The sequence below is a fragment of the Methyloversatilis sp. genome, from assembly GCF_965284615.1.
Taxonomy (GTDB): domain Bacteria; phylum Pseudomonadota; class Gammaproteobacteria; order Burkholderiales; family Rhodocyclaceae; genus Methyloversatilis.
In genome coordinates, this window is the sequence record NZ_OZ260098.1 from 3,982,759 (window position 1) to 3,999,753 (window position 16,995).

The window sequence follows — 16,995 nt, forward strand, 5'->3', positions numbered from 1 at the left end:
CGGACATTGGTCGGTCCCGACAGGCAAGACGACGGGAGGGCCTCGGCCCTCCCTTTTTTACGCCTTGAGCAGATCCTCGCGCCCGGCCAGCCACCGTTCCAGATGCCGGTCGGCGGCCGCGACGTGATCGCGCAGCAGCGTGTCGGCCGCTTCGCGTGCCAATTCGACCAGCGCCTCGTCGATCACCAGATCGGCGAAGCGCAGCAACGGCTGACCGGACTGTCGGCTGCCGATGAATTCGCCGGGGCCGCGCAGCTTCAGATCCTCGGCGGCGATCATGAAGCCGTCGGTATAGGCATGGATGACGCGCAGCCGCTCGCGCGCGGTCTGCGACAGCGGGCCTTCGTACAGCAGCACGCAGGCCGATTCGCGGCTGCCGCGCCCGACCCGGCCGCGCAGCTGGTGCAGTTGCGACAGACCGAAACGCTCGGCGTGCTCGATCACCATCAGGCTCGCGTTCGGGACATCGACACCGACCTCGATCACCGTGGTGGCGACCAGCAGATGCGTGTCGCCGGCGACGAAGCCCGCCATCACCGCCGCCTTCTCGTCCGGCTTCATGCGCCCATGCACCAGCCCCACCTTCAGTTCCGGGCAGGCGGCCAGCAGTTGCGCGTGGGTGTCGATCGCGGTCTGCAATTGCAGCGTTTCCGATTCCTCGATCAGCGGGCACACCCAATAGGCCTGTGCGCCAGCGGCACAGGCGTCGCGCACACGTTCGATCACCTGTTCGCGCCGTGCCGCGGAGATGAGCTTGGTCAGCACCGGCGTGCGGCCGGGCGGCAGTTCGTCGATCACCGACACGTCGAGGTCGGCGTAGAAACTCATGGCCAGCGTGCGCGGTATCGGTGTCGCGCTCATCATCAGCTGGTGCGGGCTCACGTCGCCGGCCTTGGCGCGCAGCGCGAGCCGCTGGCGCACACCGAAGCGGTGCTGTTCGTCCACCACGGCGACGCCCAGGCGCGCGAAATCGACCGCGTCCTCGATCAATGCGTGCGTGCCAACCGCGATCGGCGCCGCACCGCTGGCGATGGCTTCCTTCATCGCCCGCTTGTCGCGTGCCTTCAGGCTGCCTGACAGCCAGGCCACCTGTATGCCCAGCGGTGCCAGCCAGTCGGCCAGTTTGCGGTAGTGCTGCTCGGCGAGGATTTCGGTCGGCGCCATGAAGGCCGCCTGGTAGCCGGCCTCGACCGCACGCAGGCAGGCCAGCGCCGCCACCACCGTCTTGCCGGAGCCGACGTCACCCTGCAGCAGCCGCTGCATCGGATACGGTTGCGACAGGTCGGCGGCGATCTCGGCCCAGGCGCGCGCCTGCGCACCGGTCAGCGCGAACGGCAGCTGCTGCAGGAAGCGATCGATCAGCGAACCGTCGGTCTGCGCGGGCTGCGGCAGTACCGGCGCGTCGCGGCTGCGCCGGGCGGCGTGCGCGCGCTTCAGGCTCAGTTGCTGGGCCAGCAGCTCGTCGAACTTGATACGGCGCCAGGCCGGCGCCAGCCGTTCGTCGAGATCACGCAGCGATTCGCCCGGCCGCGGCCGGTGCAAGGCCTGCACCGCGGCGCCGAAAGGCACCAGCGCGTAGTGGCGGCGCAGCGCCTCGGGCAGGCTGTCGGCCAGATCGGTGCGCTCCAGCGCGTCGTCGATCGCGCGGCGCAGGCTGGCCTGCGACAGACCGGCGGTGGCCGGATAGACCGGCGTGAGCCGGTCCGGCAGCGGCGTGTCGTCGCCGACATTGCGCACCCGCGGGTGCAGCATCTCGGCGCCGAAGAAACCGGGGTTGATGTCGCCGAACAGGCGCACCCGCTTGCCGGGTGCGAGCTGTTTCTGCTGCGACGGGTAGAAGTTGAAGAAGCGCAGCGTGACGGTGCCGCTGTCGTCGGCGGCCGTCACCACCAGCTGGCGGCGCGGCCGGAATTTCACTTCCGCCTGCGTCACCTCGACCTCGACCTGCACCGGCTGGCCGGCGCGCGCCAGCGCCACCGGCGTGATGCGCGTCTCGTCCTCGTAGCGCAGCGGGAAATGCAGGACGAGCGCGGCATCCGAGCCGAGGCCCATCTTGTCGAGCGCGGCCGAAAGCGCTTCGCTGCGGGTACTCATGCGGAGGGCAGGACGGCCGGGGCAAGCCCGGCCAGGCAGTGTCAGTCGATCACCAGCACCGCATCGACCTCGACCAGCGCACCACGCGGCAGGGCCGCCACGCCGACCGCGGCACGCGCCGGGAAGGGCTGGTTGAAGTAGCGGGTCATCGCCTCGTTCACCTTGGCGAAGTTGCCGAGGTCGGTCAGGAACACGTTCACCTTGACCGCATTGTCCAGCGTGGCGCCGGCAGCAGCGGCCACCGCCTTCAGGTTGTCGAACACGCGGGTGATCTGCGCGTCGATGCCGTCGGCCATGGTCATCGTGGCCGGATCGAGACCGATCTGCCCCGACATGTAGACGGTGTTGCCAACCTTGACCGCCTGCGAATAGGTGCCGATCGCGGCGGGTGCGTCGGGGGTCGAAACGATGGTGCGCGACATGCGAAGTCTCCGGAGACGTTGTGGGTGAGTTCTGGCAGCGTAGCGCCTCGGGGGGCGTCACGCCGGACGATGCCGGATTATCGCGGATTCGGTGGCGACGGGGGCGTCGGTGCTCAGCGCGGAGCCGAAGCCGGCCGCAGCGCAGTCGGCGGCCCGCTGTCCATGCCAAGCGCGCGCAGGCGCTGACGTGCCTGGTCGGCCTCGGCGCGCGACTTGAACGGGCCGATGTGCACGCGCGCCTCGATCTGCGACGGAATGCCGTTCAGCGCAAGTCGGGCGCGGATCTCTTCGGCATTGGCGACGTTGCTAAATACACCCACCTGCACGACATAACCGGAGCCGGCCAGCGCCGGCGAGCGGGCGATGGTCGGTGCCGGCTGCGGCGCTGCGTCGGCCGGCGCGGCAGCCGGCCTGGACGGCGCCGCAGCAGGAGGCGCCGCAACGGAGGGCGCTGCGCGGGTTGACAGCGGCGCACCCGGTCTTGCGGTCGATTCGGGCAGCGCCGGTTCCGGCGATGCAGCCGGAGCCGGCTGCGCATCGGCGGCGGCATCGGGCAGCGGCGGCGGGGTGTCCTGCATGGACGCCGTTGTCGCGTTGACCGCGGGCGTCTCCTCGGGCGGCAGTGTCGGAAGCGCCGTGGCTTCCTCGGCCGCCGGCGTTTCGGCAGGCGGCGGCGTAACCGCGGCCACCGGTTCGTCGTCTATCTCCGGGGCGCGACGGCTGGCGTCGAACAGGGCGAGCCCGCCGATTAGCATCGCGATCAGGCCGCCGGCGACGATTACCCGGCGCAGCAGCGCGCTGCGCTGTTCGGCCGCCTCCTGCTCGTCGTTGCCGCGCACAGTCACGCTGTCAGTCGCACTCATGTCCTGTCTCCCATGCCACGGCTCTGCGCCAGCGTACGTACCAGTTCGGCCTCGCCGACCGACATGTCGCACTGCTCCGCGATGTCCTCGGCACTGAGGCCGCGCGCCGCCAGCGACAGCGCCTCGCTGTACTGCGGCGCGACCGGCGGCAGCTGATTGACGGTTTCGAGCCGGCGGCTGACGCCGTCCAGCCTGTCCTCGATCAGGTCGAGCCGGGTTTCCAGCGCCTGCATCAGTGGCGCCAGCCGGGCGTCGAGCAGCATGTCGAGTTCGGCCTGCAGATCCACCGGCGGTGGCGCCGGCACGGGAGCCGCCGGTACGGGCGGCGGTGCGGTTTCGGCGGTGCGGCGGGCGTTGAGCATGGACAGGCGCACCAGCGCATAGCCCATGTAGCCGGCGAGAATGACGAGCGCGACCAGCGCTGCTTCCTTCCAGCCGATTGCCGACAGATCGATCAAATCCCCGCTCCGTGTGGTCTGCGCGCATGTCCGGCGCGTCGCTGCGTGCATGCGACGCCGCCGTGCGGCGTGTTGGCCCGGATAATAAGGCTTTTTCACTGGCACGCGCCCATGCCGAGTTCTCTGCTGTTCCTGCTGAAGAAGACCGTATCGGTCCTGCTGCTGCCGCCGACCAGCCTGCTGCTGCTGGCCGTGCTCGGCCTGCTGCTGATGCGCCGCCACCGCCGCATCGGCATGACGCTGGCGGCGACCGGCGTGCTGACGCTGTATGCGTTGTGTCTGCCGGCGCTGGCCGGATGGCTGGAGCGCACGACCTATTACAGTGGCGCGGCGCAGCCATTGACGGGTGCCGGCGCCATCGTCGTGCTCGGTGCCGGCACCGCCGACAACCTGGTCGACTATGACGGACAGACGGTGAATGGCTGGGCGCTGGAACGCGTGCGCGCCGGTGCGCGGCTGGCAAAGGAGAGCGGCCTGCCGGTGCTGGTCAGCGGCGGCGTGGTGTGGGGCGGCCGCCCGGAAGGCGAGCTGATGCGAGAGGCGATGAAGGATTTCGGCGTGGACGTGCGCTGGGTCGAATCGGCTTCGCGCGACACCGCCGACAACGCCCGGCTGTCGGCGGCGCTGCTGCGCGACGCCGGGATCACCCGCGTCGCGCTGGTGACGCATGCGATGCACATGCGCCGCTCGATGGAGGAATTCCGCCGCGCCGGGCTGGACCCGGTCGCAGCGCCGACAATGATCCGCCGCCCCGGCACATGGGAGTTCAACGACTTCGTCCCGTCGTCGCGCGCGCTGCAGCAGTCAGGATGGGCGCTGCACGAATGGCTGGGCTGGCTGGCGCAGAAACTGCGCCCCAGCCCCTAGTCCCTGACTAAAGCTTCGTCCCGCCGCTGACGTCGATCACCTGACCGGTGGTCCAGGCGCCATCCGGGCCGACCAGGAAGGACACGACGCCGGCCACGCGGTCAGGCGTGCCGATGCCGGCCAGCGCCTGCATCGACTGCACCGCGTCGCCGCCACCGTTCTCGAGCAGCCCGGTGGTGAGCCGCGTTTCGATCACGCCGGGCGCCACCGCATTGACCGTAATGCCGCGCGCGCCGAGTGAGGCGGCCAGCTGCAGCGTCAGCACGTTGACGAAGCCCTTGGTCGCCGAATAGGCCGGAATGCCAGCGAAGGCGGTACGGGCGACGACGCTGGACAGGTTCACGATGCGGCCGCCGTCGCGCAGCTTCGGCAGCAGGTATTTGGTGACGAAGAACAGCGAGCGCATGTTCACGTTCGACAGGCGGTCGTAACTGCCTTCGCTCATGTCCTCGATGGCTTCGAAGGGCGCGATGCCGGCGTTGTTCACCAGCACGTCGATGTGCGGCTCGCCCAGCGTGTCGGCCAGGTATTGGGGGCCATCGGACATCGACAGATCGGCCTGCAGCAGCGACGCGCTGCCGCCGGCGCGCTCGATCGCCGCGCACACGTCGCGCGCTTCGGCAGCGCCGTGGGCGTAATGGACGACGACGTGAAAGCCGTCGCGCGCCAGGCGCTGGGCGATCGCAGCGCCGATGCCGCGCGAGGCGCCGGTGACCAGCGCGACACGGCGCTTCTTCGATGCAGACATGGTGATTCCTCCCTTATGTTTATTGGATGAGGCCGGTCTGCGGTGACGAGGCCGCGGCCCGGTAAGGCAGCTTTTCCATGCGACCGGCGAGGAAGGCCTCGCGGCCGGCGATGACGCCGTGGCGCATCGCCGCCGCCATGCGCACCGGGTCGCGCGCGTGCGCGATGGCGGTGTTCATCAGCACGCCATCGCAGCCCAGTTCCATCGCCACCGCGGCGTCCGACGCGGTGCCGATGCCGGCATCGACGATGACCGGCACCTTGGCGTCATTGATGATGATTCCGATGTTCCACGGGTTCAGGATGCCCATGCCGGAACCGATCAGGCTGGCCAGCGGCATGATGGCGACGCAGCCCATGCTTTCCAGCACGCGTGCCTGTATCGGGTCGTCCGAGCAATAGACCATGACGCGGAAGCCGTCGCGGATCAGCGTTTCGGCGGCGCGCAGCGTTTCCGGCATGTTCGGGTAGAGCGACTTCGGATCGCCCAGCACTTCGAGCTTGATCAGGTCGTGGCCGTCGAGCAGTTCGCGCGCCAGGCGCAGCGTGCGCACCGCGTCGTCGGCGGTGTAGCAGCCGGCCGAATTGGGCAGCAGCGTGTAGCGCCCGGTCGGCAGCACGTCGAGCAGGCCGGGCTCGCCGTTGTTGCGGTTCAGCGGCGTGCGCCGGATCGCCACGGTGACGATGTCGGCGCCGCTGGCGTCGAGCGCACGGGCGGTCTCGTCCAGCGTGCGGTACTTGCCGGTACCGACCAGCAGGCGCGACGCAAAGGGCTGGCCGCCGATCACCAGCGGATCGGTCAGCGGCGTATCAAGGGGTGCATTCATGGTCTAGCCGCCTCCGACGGCGATGACGATTTCGACGCGGTCGCCCGGGCTCAGCGCCGCATGGTCGAACACGCTGCGCGGCACGATTTCGCCATTGCGCTCGACCGCGATGCGCTTGCCGCGCAAGGCCATGCGGTCGAGCAGGTCGCCCACCGTGCGCGCATCGTCGAGCGGCTCGTGCTGGCCGTTCACGATGACGGTGTGGGCGCTGGCGTCAGCCATGGTTCTCATGCGCGGCGTGCAGCACGTCGGCACGATAGGACGAGCGCACCAGCGGGCCGGCGGCGACTTCGCTGAAACCCAGTTCGAGCGCGATGTTGCGCAGCGCGTCGAAGCGCTCCGGCGTGATGTACTCGATCACCGGCAGATGGGCCGGCGACGGACGCAGGTACTGGCCCAGCGTCAGCAGGTCGCAGCCGTGCGCGCGCAGGTCGCGCATCACCTCGACCACTTCCGCCTCGGTCTCGCCGAGGCCCAGCATCAGGCCGGTCTTGGTCGGCACACCGGGGAAGCGCTGGCCGAAGTCGCGCAGCAGCCTGAGCGAACCTTCGTAGTTCGCGCCCGGCCTGACCTCGCGGTACAGGCGGGGCACGGTTTCCATGTTGTGGTTGAACACGTCCGGCGGCGACACCGCCAGCGCGTCCAGTGCGGCCGCCTCGCGACCGCGGAAATCGGGGGTGAGCACCTCGATCGTGATGTCGGGGCTCAGTGCGCGGATGTCAGCCATGCACTGCGCGAAGTGCGCAGCACCACCGTCGCGCAGATCGTCGCGATCGACCGACGTGATGACCACGTAACGCAGCTTCATCGCCGCCACCGTGCGCGCCAGGCGCTGCGGTTCGTCGGCATCGGGCGGCAGCGGCCGGCCGTGCGAAACGTCGCAGAAGGGGCAGCGGCGCGTGCAGATGGCGCCGAGAATCATGAAGGTCGCCGTGCCGCGGCCGAAGCACTCGCCGATGTTCGGGCAGGCCGCCTCTTCGCACACGGTGTGCAGCGCGTGGTCGCGCAGCACGCCCTGCAGTGCGCGCACCGCCGGCGTGTCCTGGTCGCGGCCGCGCAGCCAGGCGGGCTTGGTCGGCGAGGCGACATCCTCGCGTACCTTGACCGGAATGCGGGCGAGCTTGTCGCGTCCGCGCAGGCCTTCGCCTGCAACAGCTGTGCTCATGATGGAATCCGTAAAAATGGCCGCCGCAGGAGAGGCTGCGGCGGCCGGTGGTGCATCAGCCGATGAACTCGCCGATCAGCTTGTTCACTTCGCCTGCCGCTTCGAGCTGGACCATGTGGCCCTGGCCCGGCATCACCTTCACGGTCGCGCCCGGGATCGCCGTGGCGTGAGAGGACGGGATGACACGGTCGTTTTCGCCCCAGATCACCAGCGTCGGCTTGCCGGCCGCGGCCGAAGCAAGCTGCTCGGCCTGACGGCCGCCGGCGAACAGGCCGCCGGCCAGCGTGGCGAGCGCGCTGTCAACGCCTTCGAGGCGCTTGAACTTGAGCATGTCGTCGATCATCGAGCGGGTGACCAGCGACTCATCGGAGTACAGCTGCGCCAGCACCGGCTTCAGCGCGTTGCGCGAAGCGGCGGCGACGAAGCCGTCGATGTAGGCACCGTTGATCTCGTTGCCCAGACCGGCACTGGCGATCAGCGACAGCGACTTCACCTTGTTCGGCGCGCGCTTGGCGACCGCCAGGCAGACGCCGCCGCCCATCGAGTGGCCGGCCAGGTGGGCGCATTCGAGACCGACGGCGTCCATGAAGCCGATCACCACTTCGGCCAGACCGTCGAGCGACGCGATGCCGGTCACCTTGGTGGTGCTGCCGTGACCCGGCAGGTCGAGCGCGTACACCGCACGCGACTCGGACAGCGGCGAGTGGTTGAACAGCCAGTTGTTCAGATCGCCACCGAAGCCGTGGACCAGCAGCAGCGGGTCCTTGCCGGCAGCGTCCTCACCGAGCTTCAGGTAACGCACTTCGACGTTGCCGACCTTGACGGTCTGCGTCTGCGGACCGGAGTCGGCGTCGTCGGCGGACGGCGGCACGAACTCGGCCTGGAAGCGGGCGATCACCGCGTCGATCTCGGCGTCGTCGGCACCCTTCTCGGCGACGATGCCGAGCAGCGCGCCAACCGGCAGCACTTCGTCCGGCTGGGCGACCTGGCGGCGCAGCACGCCGGACACCGACGCCTCGACGGCGCCGGAAATCTTCTCGCTCTCGACCTCGATGATTTCCTCACCCGGGTCTATCGTGTCACCGACTTCCTTCAGCCACAGGTTGACCTTCCCTTCCTGCATGGAAAGGCCCCACTTGGGCATGGTGACGGTATGGATTGCGGACATCAGCGATACTCCTTGACCTTCATCACGGCTTCTTCGATACGTGCCGGACTGGGGATGTAAAGATCTTCAAGCGAAGCGGCGAACGGCACCGGAACGTGCGGTGCAGTCACCATCTGGATCGGCGCCTTCAGTGCGCCGAAAGCTTCCTGGGCAACGAAGCTGGAAATGTCCGACGCCATGCTGCAGCGCGGGTTGGATTCATCGACCACGACCAGACGGCCGGTGCGCTCGACGCTTTCCAGAATCGTGTCGGTGTCGAGCGGCGAGGTCGTGCGCGGATCGATGATTTCGCACTGGATGCCCTTCTTGCGCAGGTTGCCGGCGGCTTCCTTCGCGTAATGGACCATGCGACCCATCGCGACGATGGTCACGTCGTCGCCTTCCTGCACCACGGCGGCTTCGCCGAAGGGGACGATGTAGCTCTCGGCCGGCACGTCGCCTTCCATCGTGTAGAGCGCCTTGTGCTCCAGGAAAATGACCGGGTCGTTGTCGCGGATCGACTGGATCAGCAGGCCCTTGGCGTCGTACGGATTCGACGGGATGACCACCTTCAGGCCGGGGATGTGCGTGAACACGTTGTACAGGCACTGCGAGTGCTGGGCGGCGGCGCGGAAGCCGGCGCCGTACATTGCGCGGATGACGACCGGGGTCTTGGCCTTGCCGCCGAACATGTACTTGAACTTGGCAGCCTGGTTGAAGATCTGGTCGAAGCAGACGCCCATGAAGTCGATGAACATCAGTTCGGCGACCGGACGCAGGCCGTTGCAGGCCGCACCGACGGCGGCGCCGACATAGCCCGATTCGGAAATCGGCGTATCGAGCACGCGGCCCGGATGCTTCGCGTACAGGCCCTTGGTCACGCCGAGCACGCCGCCCCAGGCGTCGTTCTCGCCGGGCGAGCCTTCGCCACCGGCGACGTCCTCACCCATGATGATGACGCTCGGGTCACGCGTCATTTCCTGATCCAGCGCCTCGTTGATGGCCTGCTGGTAAGTGATCTTTCTTGCCATTCTGTTTTCTCCTGTCGGCGTATGGCGCGGGTTCAGTACGAGATGTAGACGTCGGCCATCAGGGCCTCGGGCGGCGGCAGCGGATCGGACTTCGCCTTCACCACCGAGTCGTCGATCATCGCCTTCACCTCGCGGTCGATGGCTTCGATGTCGGCCATGGTCAGTTCACCGCGCGAAGTCACGCGCTTGGCGAACTGCATCAGGCAGTCCTTCGTTTCGCGCAGCTTCTGCACTTCGCCCGGCGCGCGGTAGGTCTGCTGGTCGCCTTCGAAGTGGCCGTAGTAGCGCGACAGCTTCACTTCGAGCAGGGTCGGGCCGCCGCCTTCGCGGGCGCGCTTGATCGCCTCGCCGGCCGCTTCGTACACCGCGAAGAAATCGAAACCATCGACGATGACGCCCGGCATGCCGAAGGCGCTGGCGCGGTCGGCGATGTTCTCGACAGCCACCGAGAAGGTGCTGGAGGTCGCTTCGGCGTAGCCGTTGTTCTCGGCCACGAAGATGACCGGCAGCTTCCACACCGACGCGAGGTTCATCGCTTCGAAGATGGTGCCCTGGTTGGACGCGCCGTCACCGAAGAAGCACACGCCGACGTTGTTCTCGCCGCGGATCTTGGACGCCAGCGCGGTACCGCAGATCAGCGGGCCGCCGCCACCGACGATGCCATTGGCGCCGAGCATGCCCACCTCGAGGTCGGCGATGTGCATCGAGCCGCCCTTGCCCTTGCAGGTGCCGGTGGCCTTGCCCCAGATCTCGGCCATCATGCCGACGGGATCAACACCCTTGGCGATGCAGTGGCCGTGACCACGGTGGGTCGAGGCGATGTAGTCCTTGCGGTTGAGGTGCATGCAGATGCCGGTCGCCGAAGCTTCCTCGCCTGCATACAGATGGACGAAACCGGGGATTTCGCCGGTGGCGAAATCGACGTGCACGCGCTCTTCGAAATCGCGAATGACGCGCATGGTCCGGTAAGCCTGCAGAAGGGCTTCCCTGTTCAAAGGACTGGTCATGAGTGCTCCTCTTTGTTGTGGACAGAAATGCCCGCGGTTCTCCGGCAGCTGCGGGCGGATGGCTGATCGAGCCTGGGGCGGAGCGCGGCGCCACCGTTGGCGCCGGCTCCGTGGAGAGCGATGAGCGGGAGCGCGCGCGTCATGCGGCACCTCCCGCGTAGTGGCGCAGCAACCGGTGCTGCGCCGCGTGGGTGAGCGTGGCGGCGACGTCGATGGTCTGCGGGCCGTTCGGGTCGAGGCTGATTTCGATGCGGCTGCCGGTGTGGAACTCGATCTCGCGCTCGCCATCGAGCGCGATGGTTCCGCTGCGACCGGTCAGCACCACCGGCTCGTGCGGCGACAGATGCGCGTAGTCGCGCACGCCGACTTCGGCCACCAGGCCGGGTGCGATCGCCGCATGCACGCGGCGCGGCGTGTCGTCGGTCGGCGCGCAGCGCACGTGAAGGCCGTGCGGCGCAGTGCGCGTGACCGGTTCGAGCTGGCCGGCGATGGCCGACAGGCCGATGCCGTCGGCGGCGGCGAAGGTGACGAACAGTTCCTCGACCAGCGCGCTGTCCCAGACGGCGCGCGAGCCCACGTACTCATGACCGGTGAAGCAGGCGTCAACCAGCGCGATGTCGTCGCGGTCGTCGCAGCGCACGCGCAGAAGCTTGTTGCGGCGCAGGCCGGCCGCGGCCGGCACCGCGCCGGTGGCGATCAGGCCGGCGGCCAGCCCGGCCACCGTGGCCTCGCGCATTTCCGGGAATGCGTTGTTGGTGCCGGTCAACAGCGCCAGCAGCGGCACCTGGCCGCAGCGCTTGGCCACCGCGCGATGGGTCCCGTCGCCGCCGAGCACGATGATCGCGGACACGCCCGCCGCACACATCGCCTCGGTGGCATGCAGCGTGTCGTCGATCGACTCGGACACGGTCATGTCGATGAAGCGCACGCGCCGCCCTTCGGTCAACCGGCCGTCGAGGCCGAGCGCGCGATACACCAGGCCGGAGATCGAGCCCTTGTCCGGCATGAGCAGCACGTGCTCGACGCCGGCCGCTTCGAGGCCGGCGATGGCGCGCACGATCATGCTGGCCTTCTCCGCGTTCGGGAACACCGAAGCGCGTGAGGTCAGACGACGGATGTCCCTGCCCGATGCCGGGTTGGCAATGATGCCGACGCTGACCGGGGGGAAGAACTGGGCGACACGACGATGCGACTCCTGAACGAGGTTTGAGCCCTCATTGCATCTGTCGTGCCAGCGCCTCGTCGCCAATCGGTGTTTCGGCGACAAGCCGATGATTCGTAAGAGGTCTGTCACGCCCATCGTCATAGGCCGTCGTTGAACGACCGGCACGCGCCGGCCGATGAGACGCCGGACATCCGGCGCACTGAGACAGCTGTCTCAGTTTTCGGAGACATTCGTCGCGTTGCTTTCGGACGCTGCAGGGCCTAACCTCACGCAACAAAAAGGGAAACCTGCCCGCACACGGCAACAACCGGTGACGGGGGGTTCGAAAGTCCACCACGGAGGAGACGGACATGAGACAAGGTCGAGAAATCGCCGACCATGTCGGACGCGTGATGAACATCGTCGAAGGACGATCGCGCCCGGCACAGACTGACCCCGCTTACGAGCGCCTCACGCGCTCCTGGCGCAGGTCGCTCAACAAGCACTCCATCGATCCGGGGCTGTCGTCGGTACCCAAGGTCGTCACCGCCTACGAGCTGCGCGAGCACCGCGAGCGCATCGAAACCTTCATGCGCATCGCCCGCGAAGGCGTCGAGCGGCTGCACCACGAGCTGCTGCCGGCCAACTACTGCGTGCTGCTGACCGACGCCACCGGCGTCACCGTCGATTACCGCACCGTGCCGGCGCTGGAGAAGGAGTTCAAGGACGAGGGCTTCCGCAACGGCACCTGCTGGGCGGAAGAACACGAGGGCACCTGCGGCGTCGGCACCACGCTGGCCGACCGTCAGCCCACCCTGGTCCACCGTGGTGAGCACTTCCGTTCGCACAACACGCAATTCACCTGCAGTTCGGCACCGATACTCGGGCTGCAGGACGAGCCGATCGCCGTGCTCGACGCCTCGGCGCTGTATTCGCCGGACGCCCGCGAGAGCCAGCTGCTGGTGTTCCGCATGGTGTGCGACAAGGCGCGCCTGATCGAGGACGCCTACGCGCACTACAGCCTGCGCACCTACTGGACGCTGCAGCTCGGCCAGGTCGCCGAATTCATGCCGGTCGAAACCGACTACCTGATCGCCTTCGACGACGACGGCCGCATCGTCGGCGGCAACCGTCGCGCGCGCCAGGAACTGATCAATCACAACGGCCGCCACGCCGAGTTCCTGCACGACCTGTTCGAGTGCACCGCCAGCGACATCATGGTGTCGGCGCACGCCAGCCCGGGCACGCCCTTCCCGCTGCGCATGATGGCCACCGGGCGCCGCCTGTTCGCCGTGCTGCGCGCGCCGAACGCGCGTTCGCTCGCCCAGGTCACGCTGGCGAAGCCGGTCATCACCGCCGACGACGTGACCGCCCCGCGCGGCTTCCGTCACCTGGCGCTGGGCGATCCGCGGGTCAAGGCCAACGTGGCCTGCGCCGTGAAGGTGGCCAACCGCGACATCCCGGTCATGCTGCTGGGCGAGACCGGCACCGGCAAGGAAGCGTTCGCGCGCGCCATCCACGACTTCAGCGACCGCGCCAAGCAACCCTTCGTCGCGCTGAACTGCGCGGCGATTCCGGAAAGCCTGATCGAGAGCGAACTGTTCGGTTACCGCGACGGCGCCTTCACCGGCGCCCGCAGCAAGGGCGCCAAGGGCAAGATACTGCAGTCGGACGGCGGCACCCTCTTCCTCGACGAGATCGGCGACATGCCGCTGTCGCTGCAGAGCCGCCTGCTGCGTGTGCTGGCCGAAGGCGAAGTGGTGCCGCTGGGCGCCGAACAGCCGACGCCGGTGAACCTGCATGTGGTCTGCGCCACCCACCAGGACCTGCCGGAACTGGTGCGCCAGGGACGCTTCCGCGAAGATCTGTTCTACCGCCTCAACGGCGCCAGTTTCATGCTGCCGCCGCTGCGCAACCGCGAGGACAAGCGCGAACTGATACAGCTGGTGCTGCGCGAGGAATGTGCGGCGATGGGCCGCGAGGAACTGCGCATCCCGGAAGAGACGATGGCCCGCCTGCTGAGCTACGACTGGCCGGGCAACATCCGCCAGCTGCGCCATGCCATCCGCTACGCCTGTGCGATCGCCGACGGCACGCAGGTCACCATCGAGCACTTCCCGCAGGAACTGCGCACCAACAACCACAGCCCGCGCGTCGCGCTGCAGCCGCCACCGCAGCAGCAGCAGATTCCGCAGCCGGCGCAACAGATGCCCGCGATAGCGTCACCGCAGCCTGCCGCGCCGCGCAGCGTCGGCGGTGCAGTGCCCGATCCGTGCGAACTGCGCGACGGCGAGCCGCTCAACGAGGCCTGCCTGCAGCTGCGTCAGAAGATGCTCGATGCGCTGCGCCGCAATCACTGGCGCGTGACCGAAACGGCGCGCCAGCTCGGCATGTCGCGCGCCACTTTCTACCGCAAGATGGCCCGGCTGCGCATCGTCGCGCCGAACTATCTGGACGGTGAGGAGCGGATGGTCGAGAACGGCTGAGTCCGCGGCATGGACGAGAAAAGGGGCGCTTCGTGCGCCCCTTTTCTTTTGCATCTGGGTGAGTAGCGCCTCACTGCTTCATGCGTCAGAGGACCGCTCCCGCATGAAGTCCGACTGGGCGGACGTGCTCCTGTGGGAGCGGCCTTGGCCGCGATTCGACGATTGCGGGCCGCCGGCTTCGCTGCAGGCTGCTGTCGGGGTCAGAAGACCCCTCCCACAGAATCCCCGCCTGGGCTCGGGTCGCGGATCAGAGGCGCCCCCCTGTGAGAGCGGCCTCGTAAAGCCGCCCACGGATTAAGCGAAAGCGCCCGGACGCTCCCGCGTTCCGTGGAACGCCAACGATCACTGCGTGCCGAGGAATTTTATGTAGGCGACCAGTTCCCAGATCTGGTCCGGCGAGAAGGCCTGGCCCCAGGGCGGCATGATGTCGGCGCCACGGCGGCCGTGGAAAATGGTCTTGAATGCCTCTGCGTCCGGCAGGTCCTTGCGACCCTTGAAATCGGGAGCACGCCCGCCGACGCCTTCGGCGCCGTGACAGTAGCCGGCACAGGTCTTGTTGAAACGCTTCTTGCCGGCGGCGATGCGGTCGGGGTCGGTCAGTTCGAACGACGGCTGCGGCAGCGCCTCGGCGGCACCTTCGGCATTGGCGAGCACCGGCGTGCTCAGGGCCTGCAGCACGAGTGCGCTGCCCGCAAAAACGACCGTCCGAAGACCGGCGGAGATGGAGAAGGCACGGGTCGTGCCGCTGAGCTTGCGTGTAGTCATGGTTCTGCTTTCCTGCCCGGTTGAAACAATGGTTCTGATTTTCATGCGCACATTGAACCCACCCGTCCCGAAGCCGGGATGCGCCATCCGCTCGAACCTGTCTGCAGGCTCAACGCGCGGAACGGCGGGAGGGTTGAATCTGGGCATGCGACGAGGGAGTCTGCACAAAAAAAGACAGGCGGTCACTCCCGTTACCGCCCGTAAATGAGGAGACTTACAACACCCCGCCGTGTGTCCGCACGACGGGGTGGGTGACGCACTTACTTCCTTACTCCAGCGTGAAGGCCACCATCGCCGCACCGCCCGGCAGATCCTTGATCTGCGGGAAGGCACCGGCCAGGAAGCCCGGGGCATGCGAACCGAGACCGGTCGGGAACACGATGTACTGCTTGCCCTTGACCGAGTAGCTGACCGGGCCGCCACGCAGGCCGGAGCCGGCGTTGAAGGTCCACAGTTCCTTGCCGGTGTCGGCGTCGTAGCCGTAGATCTTGCCTTCCATGTCGCCGGTGAACACCAGGCCACCGGCGGTGGTCAGCACCGACGACAGCGGCGGCAGGTCGTACTTGATCGACCACTTGCGCTTGCCGGTGATCGGGTCACGTGCGTCCAGACGACCGTGCGGCTTGCTGCCCGGAGGCGACACCAGCTTGATCGACTCGATACCGAGCGACAGCGAGGACACCGCCTTCAGGTTGTCCGGGTCGTCCTTGCCTGCGACCACTTCGTTACACACTTCCATCGCGTGCGAGTACCACAGGCCGGTGCCCGGGTTGTAGGCGCCGTGGTTCCAGCTGCGCGCGCCGAGCAGGTTCGGGCAGAAGGTCTTGGTCTTGTCGATTTCCGGGTAGATCGGATCGATCAGCGCGCCGGTCTTCGGGTCGATGCCCTTGACCCAATTCACGTTCTCGGCGAACTGCCACACGTTTTCGAGCTTGCCGTCCTTCTTGTCCATCACGAACACGAAGCCGCCCTTGTTCAGGTGCACGATGACGTCCTTGCCGTCCTTCTGCACCACCAGCGCTTCGTACGCCGAGTCGTAGTCCCACGAATCGTTCGGCACTTCCTGACGGTGCCACTTCACCTTGCCGGACTTCGGATCGAGTGCCAGCAGCGTGGCGGTGTAGAGGTTGTCGCCCTTGCGATCGTAGTTGTAGTAGTCGGGTGCGGCGTTCGACGTACCGATGTAGATGGTGTCGGTCTTGGCGTCGTAGGTACCCGGCATCCAGGCGCTGCCGCCGCCGACCTTGCCGCTGTCGCCCGGCCAGCTCTTCGGATCGTTCTTGATCACGTCGAAGGTCCACACCGGCTTGCCGGTGTCGGCGTTCACTGCGTAGATCTTGCCCGAGATCGGCTGGTCGCCGCCGGTGGTGCCGCCGAACAGCACGTTGCCGGCCAGCTGCGGCGGTGCAGAGAACAGCGCGCCGTACTGGTTCTTCGGATCGGTCAGCTGGGTCAACCACACTTCCTTGCCCGTCTTCTGGTCGAGCGCGATGAAGCGGCCGTCCAGCGTGCCGACGTACACCTTGCCGCGGCCCACGGTCACGCCGCGGCTGGCGGCGCCGTAGAACACCTGGTCGACGATCTTGTCGAGCTTCGGCGCGTATTGCCAGATGGTCTTGCCGGTGGCGGCGTCGATGGCCCACACGTTGTTGTTGGCCGAGATCGAGTACATCACGCCGTCGATCACGATAGGCGTGGCCTGCAGACCGTGCGTGATGGTGCCCGGCTGGTGGATCCACGCCACCTTCAGCTTCTTCACGTTGTCACGGTTAATCTGGTTCAGCGGGCTGAAGCGCCAGGCGTTGCTGGTGCGGTGGTACTGCGGCCAGTTGTTCGGGTCTTCGAAGCCGGGGCCGCTCTGCGCAACGGCCGGGCTCACTGCAAACACCGACAGCATCGACGCAGCGGCTACGGCGGCGGCGGATGCGGTCAGGCGGAACTGCTTGCGAATCGAATTCATCGATCAGGTCTC

The 16,995-nt window shown here is 67.6% G+C and carries 16 protein-coding genes; 2 read left to right on the top strand and 14 right to left on the bottom strand.

The window, feature by feature from the left end; genetic code table 11:
• Positions 1 to 57 precede the first annotated feature (57 nt).
• The 4 genes from recG to ACQ66H_RS18890 form a co-directional block, all read right to left on the bottom strand.
• The gene (gene recG / locus ACQ66H_RS18875) at positions 58 to 2,094 is read right to left on the bottom strand and encodes an ATP-dependent DNA helicase RecG (protein ID WP_430435297.1); all 2,037 of its coding nucleotides are present in this window, start codon (positions 2,092 to 2,094) and stop codon (positions 58 to 60) included.
• Positions 2,095 to 2,135: 41 nt separating this feature from the next.
• Positions 2,136 to 2,516 (bottom strand): Rid family detoxifying hydrolase, encoded by a 381-nt coding sequence (locus ACQ66H_RS18880; protein ID WP_304027249.1) that lies wholly within the window; start codon positions 2,514 to 2,516, stop codon positions 2,136 to 2,138.
• Between the two features lie 113 nt (positions 2,517 to 2,629).
• Positions 2,630 to 3,379 (bottom strand): SPOR domain-containing protein, encoded by a 750-nt coding sequence (locus ACQ66H_RS18885; protein ID WP_430435298.1) that lies wholly within the window; start codon positions 3,377 to 3,379, stop codon positions 2,630 to 2,632.
• Complete coding sequence (locus tag ACQ66H_RS18890) at positions 3,376 to 3,837, bottom strand: DUF2802 domain-containing protein (RefSeq protein ID WP_430435299.1); 462 nt, start codon at positions 3,835 to 3,837, stop codon at positions 3,376 to 3,378. Before ACQ66H_RS18890 ends, ACQ66H_RS18885 begins: the two co-directional genes overlap by 4 nt.
• 111 nt (positions 3,838 to 3,948) lie before the next feature.
• Here ACQ66H_RS18890 and ACQ66H_RS18895 point away from each other — a divergent pair, with 111 nt between their 5' ends.
• On the top strand, positions 3,949 to 4,704 hold the full coding sequence (locus ACQ66H_RS18895) for a YdcF family protein (RefSeq protein WP_430435300.1): 756 nt from the start codon (positions 3,949 to 3,951) through the stop codon (positions 4,702 to 4,704).
• A gap of 7 nt (positions 4,705 to 4,711) precedes the next feature.
• On the opposite strand, the gene ACQ66H_RS18900 is transcribed toward ACQ66H_RS18895, so the two are convergent.
• From ACQ66H_RS18900 to ACQ66H_RS18935, 8 genes are all read right to left on the bottom strand, one after another.
• Positions 4,712 to 5,452 (bottom strand): SDR family NAD(P)-dependent oxidoreductase, encoded by a 741-nt coding sequence (locus ACQ66H_RS18900; RefSeq protein WP_430435301.1) that lies wholly within the window; start codon positions 5,450 to 5,452, stop codon positions 4,712 to 4,714.
• Between the two features lie 19 nt (positions 5,453 to 5,471).
• Positions 5,472 to 6,278, bottom strand: coding sequence for a thiazole synthase (locus tag ACQ66H_RS18905; RefSeq protein WP_019916558.1), 807 nt, complete (start codon positions 6,276 to 6,278; stop codon positions 5,472 to 5,474).
• 3 nt (positions 6,279 to 6,281) lie between these two features.
• Complete coding sequence (gene thiS / locus ACQ66H_RS18910) at positions 6,282 to 6,500, bottom strand: sulfur carrier protein ThiS (protein ID WP_019916557.1); 219 nt, start codon at positions 6,498 to 6,500, stop codon at positions 6,282 to 6,284.
• Entirely contained in the window at positions 6,493 to 7,443 is a 951-nt protein-coding gene (lipA, locus tag ACQ66H_RS18915) for a lipoyl synthase (RefSeq protein ID WP_430435302.1), read from the bottom strand. Before lipA ends, thiS begins: the two co-directional genes overlap by 8 nt.
• Before the next feature lie 55 nt (positions 7,444 to 7,498).
• Positions 7,499 to 8,611, bottom strand: coding sequence for an acetoin dehydrogenase dihydrolipoyllysine-residue acetyltransferase subunit (locus ACQ66H_RS18920; protein WP_430435303.1), 1,113 nt, complete (start codon positions 8,609 to 8,611; stop codon positions 7,499 to 7,501).
• Positions 8,611 to 9,621, bottom strand: coding sequence for an alpha-ketoacid dehydrogenase subunit beta (locus tag ACQ66H_RS18925; protein ID WP_430435304.1), 1,011 nt, complete (start codon positions 9,619 to 9,621; stop codon positions 8,611 to 8,613). Before ACQ66H_RS18925 ends, ACQ66H_RS18920 begins: the two co-directional genes overlap by 1 nt.
• A gap of 32 nt (positions 9,622 to 9,653) precedes the next feature.
• Positions 9,654 to 10,628: a thiamine pyrophosphate-dependent dehydrogenase E1 component subunit alpha gene (locus ACQ66H_RS18930; RefSeq protein ID WP_430435305.1), complete on the bottom strand. Its 975-nt coding sequence runs from the start codon at positions 10,626 to 10,628 to the stop codon at positions 9,654 to 9,656.
• Between the two features lie 139 nt (positions 10,629 to 10,767).
• Positions 10,768 to 11,691: an NAD(+)/NADH kinase gene (locus tag ACQ66H_RS18935; protein WP_430435306.1), complete on the bottom strand. Its 924-nt coding sequence runs from the start codon at positions 11,689 to 11,691 to the stop codon at positions 10,768 to 10,770.
• Between the two features lie 452 nt (positions 11,692 to 12,143).
• Between ACQ66H_RS18935 and ACQ66H_RS18940 the strand changes: the two genes are divergently transcribed.
• Complete coding sequence (locus ACQ66H_RS18940) at positions 12,144 to 14,258, top strand: sigma-54-dependent Fis family transcriptional regulator (protein ID WP_430435307.1); 2,115 nt, start codon at positions 12,144 to 12,146, stop codon at positions 14,256 to 14,258.
• A gap of 342 nt (positions 14,259 to 14,600) precedes the next feature.
• On the opposite strand, the gene ACQ66H_RS18945 is transcribed toward ACQ66H_RS18940, so the two are convergent.
• Together ACQ66H_RS18945 and ACQ66H_RS18950 are read right to left on the bottom strand one after the other, a co-directional pair.
• Positions 14,601 to 15,023, bottom strand: coding sequence for a c-type cytochrome (locus ACQ66H_RS18945; protein WP_430435308.1), 423 nt, complete (start codon positions 15,021 to 15,023; stop codon positions 14,601 to 14,603).
• 268 nt (positions 15,024 to 15,291) lie between these two features.
• A complete protein-coding gene (locus tag ACQ66H_RS18950) occupies positions 15,292 to 16,983 on the bottom strand; it encodes a pyrroloquinoline quinone-dependent dehydrogenase (protein ID WP_430435309.1) in 1,692 nt (563 codons plus the stop codon).
• Positions 16,984 to 16,995 lie beyond the last annotated feature (12 nt).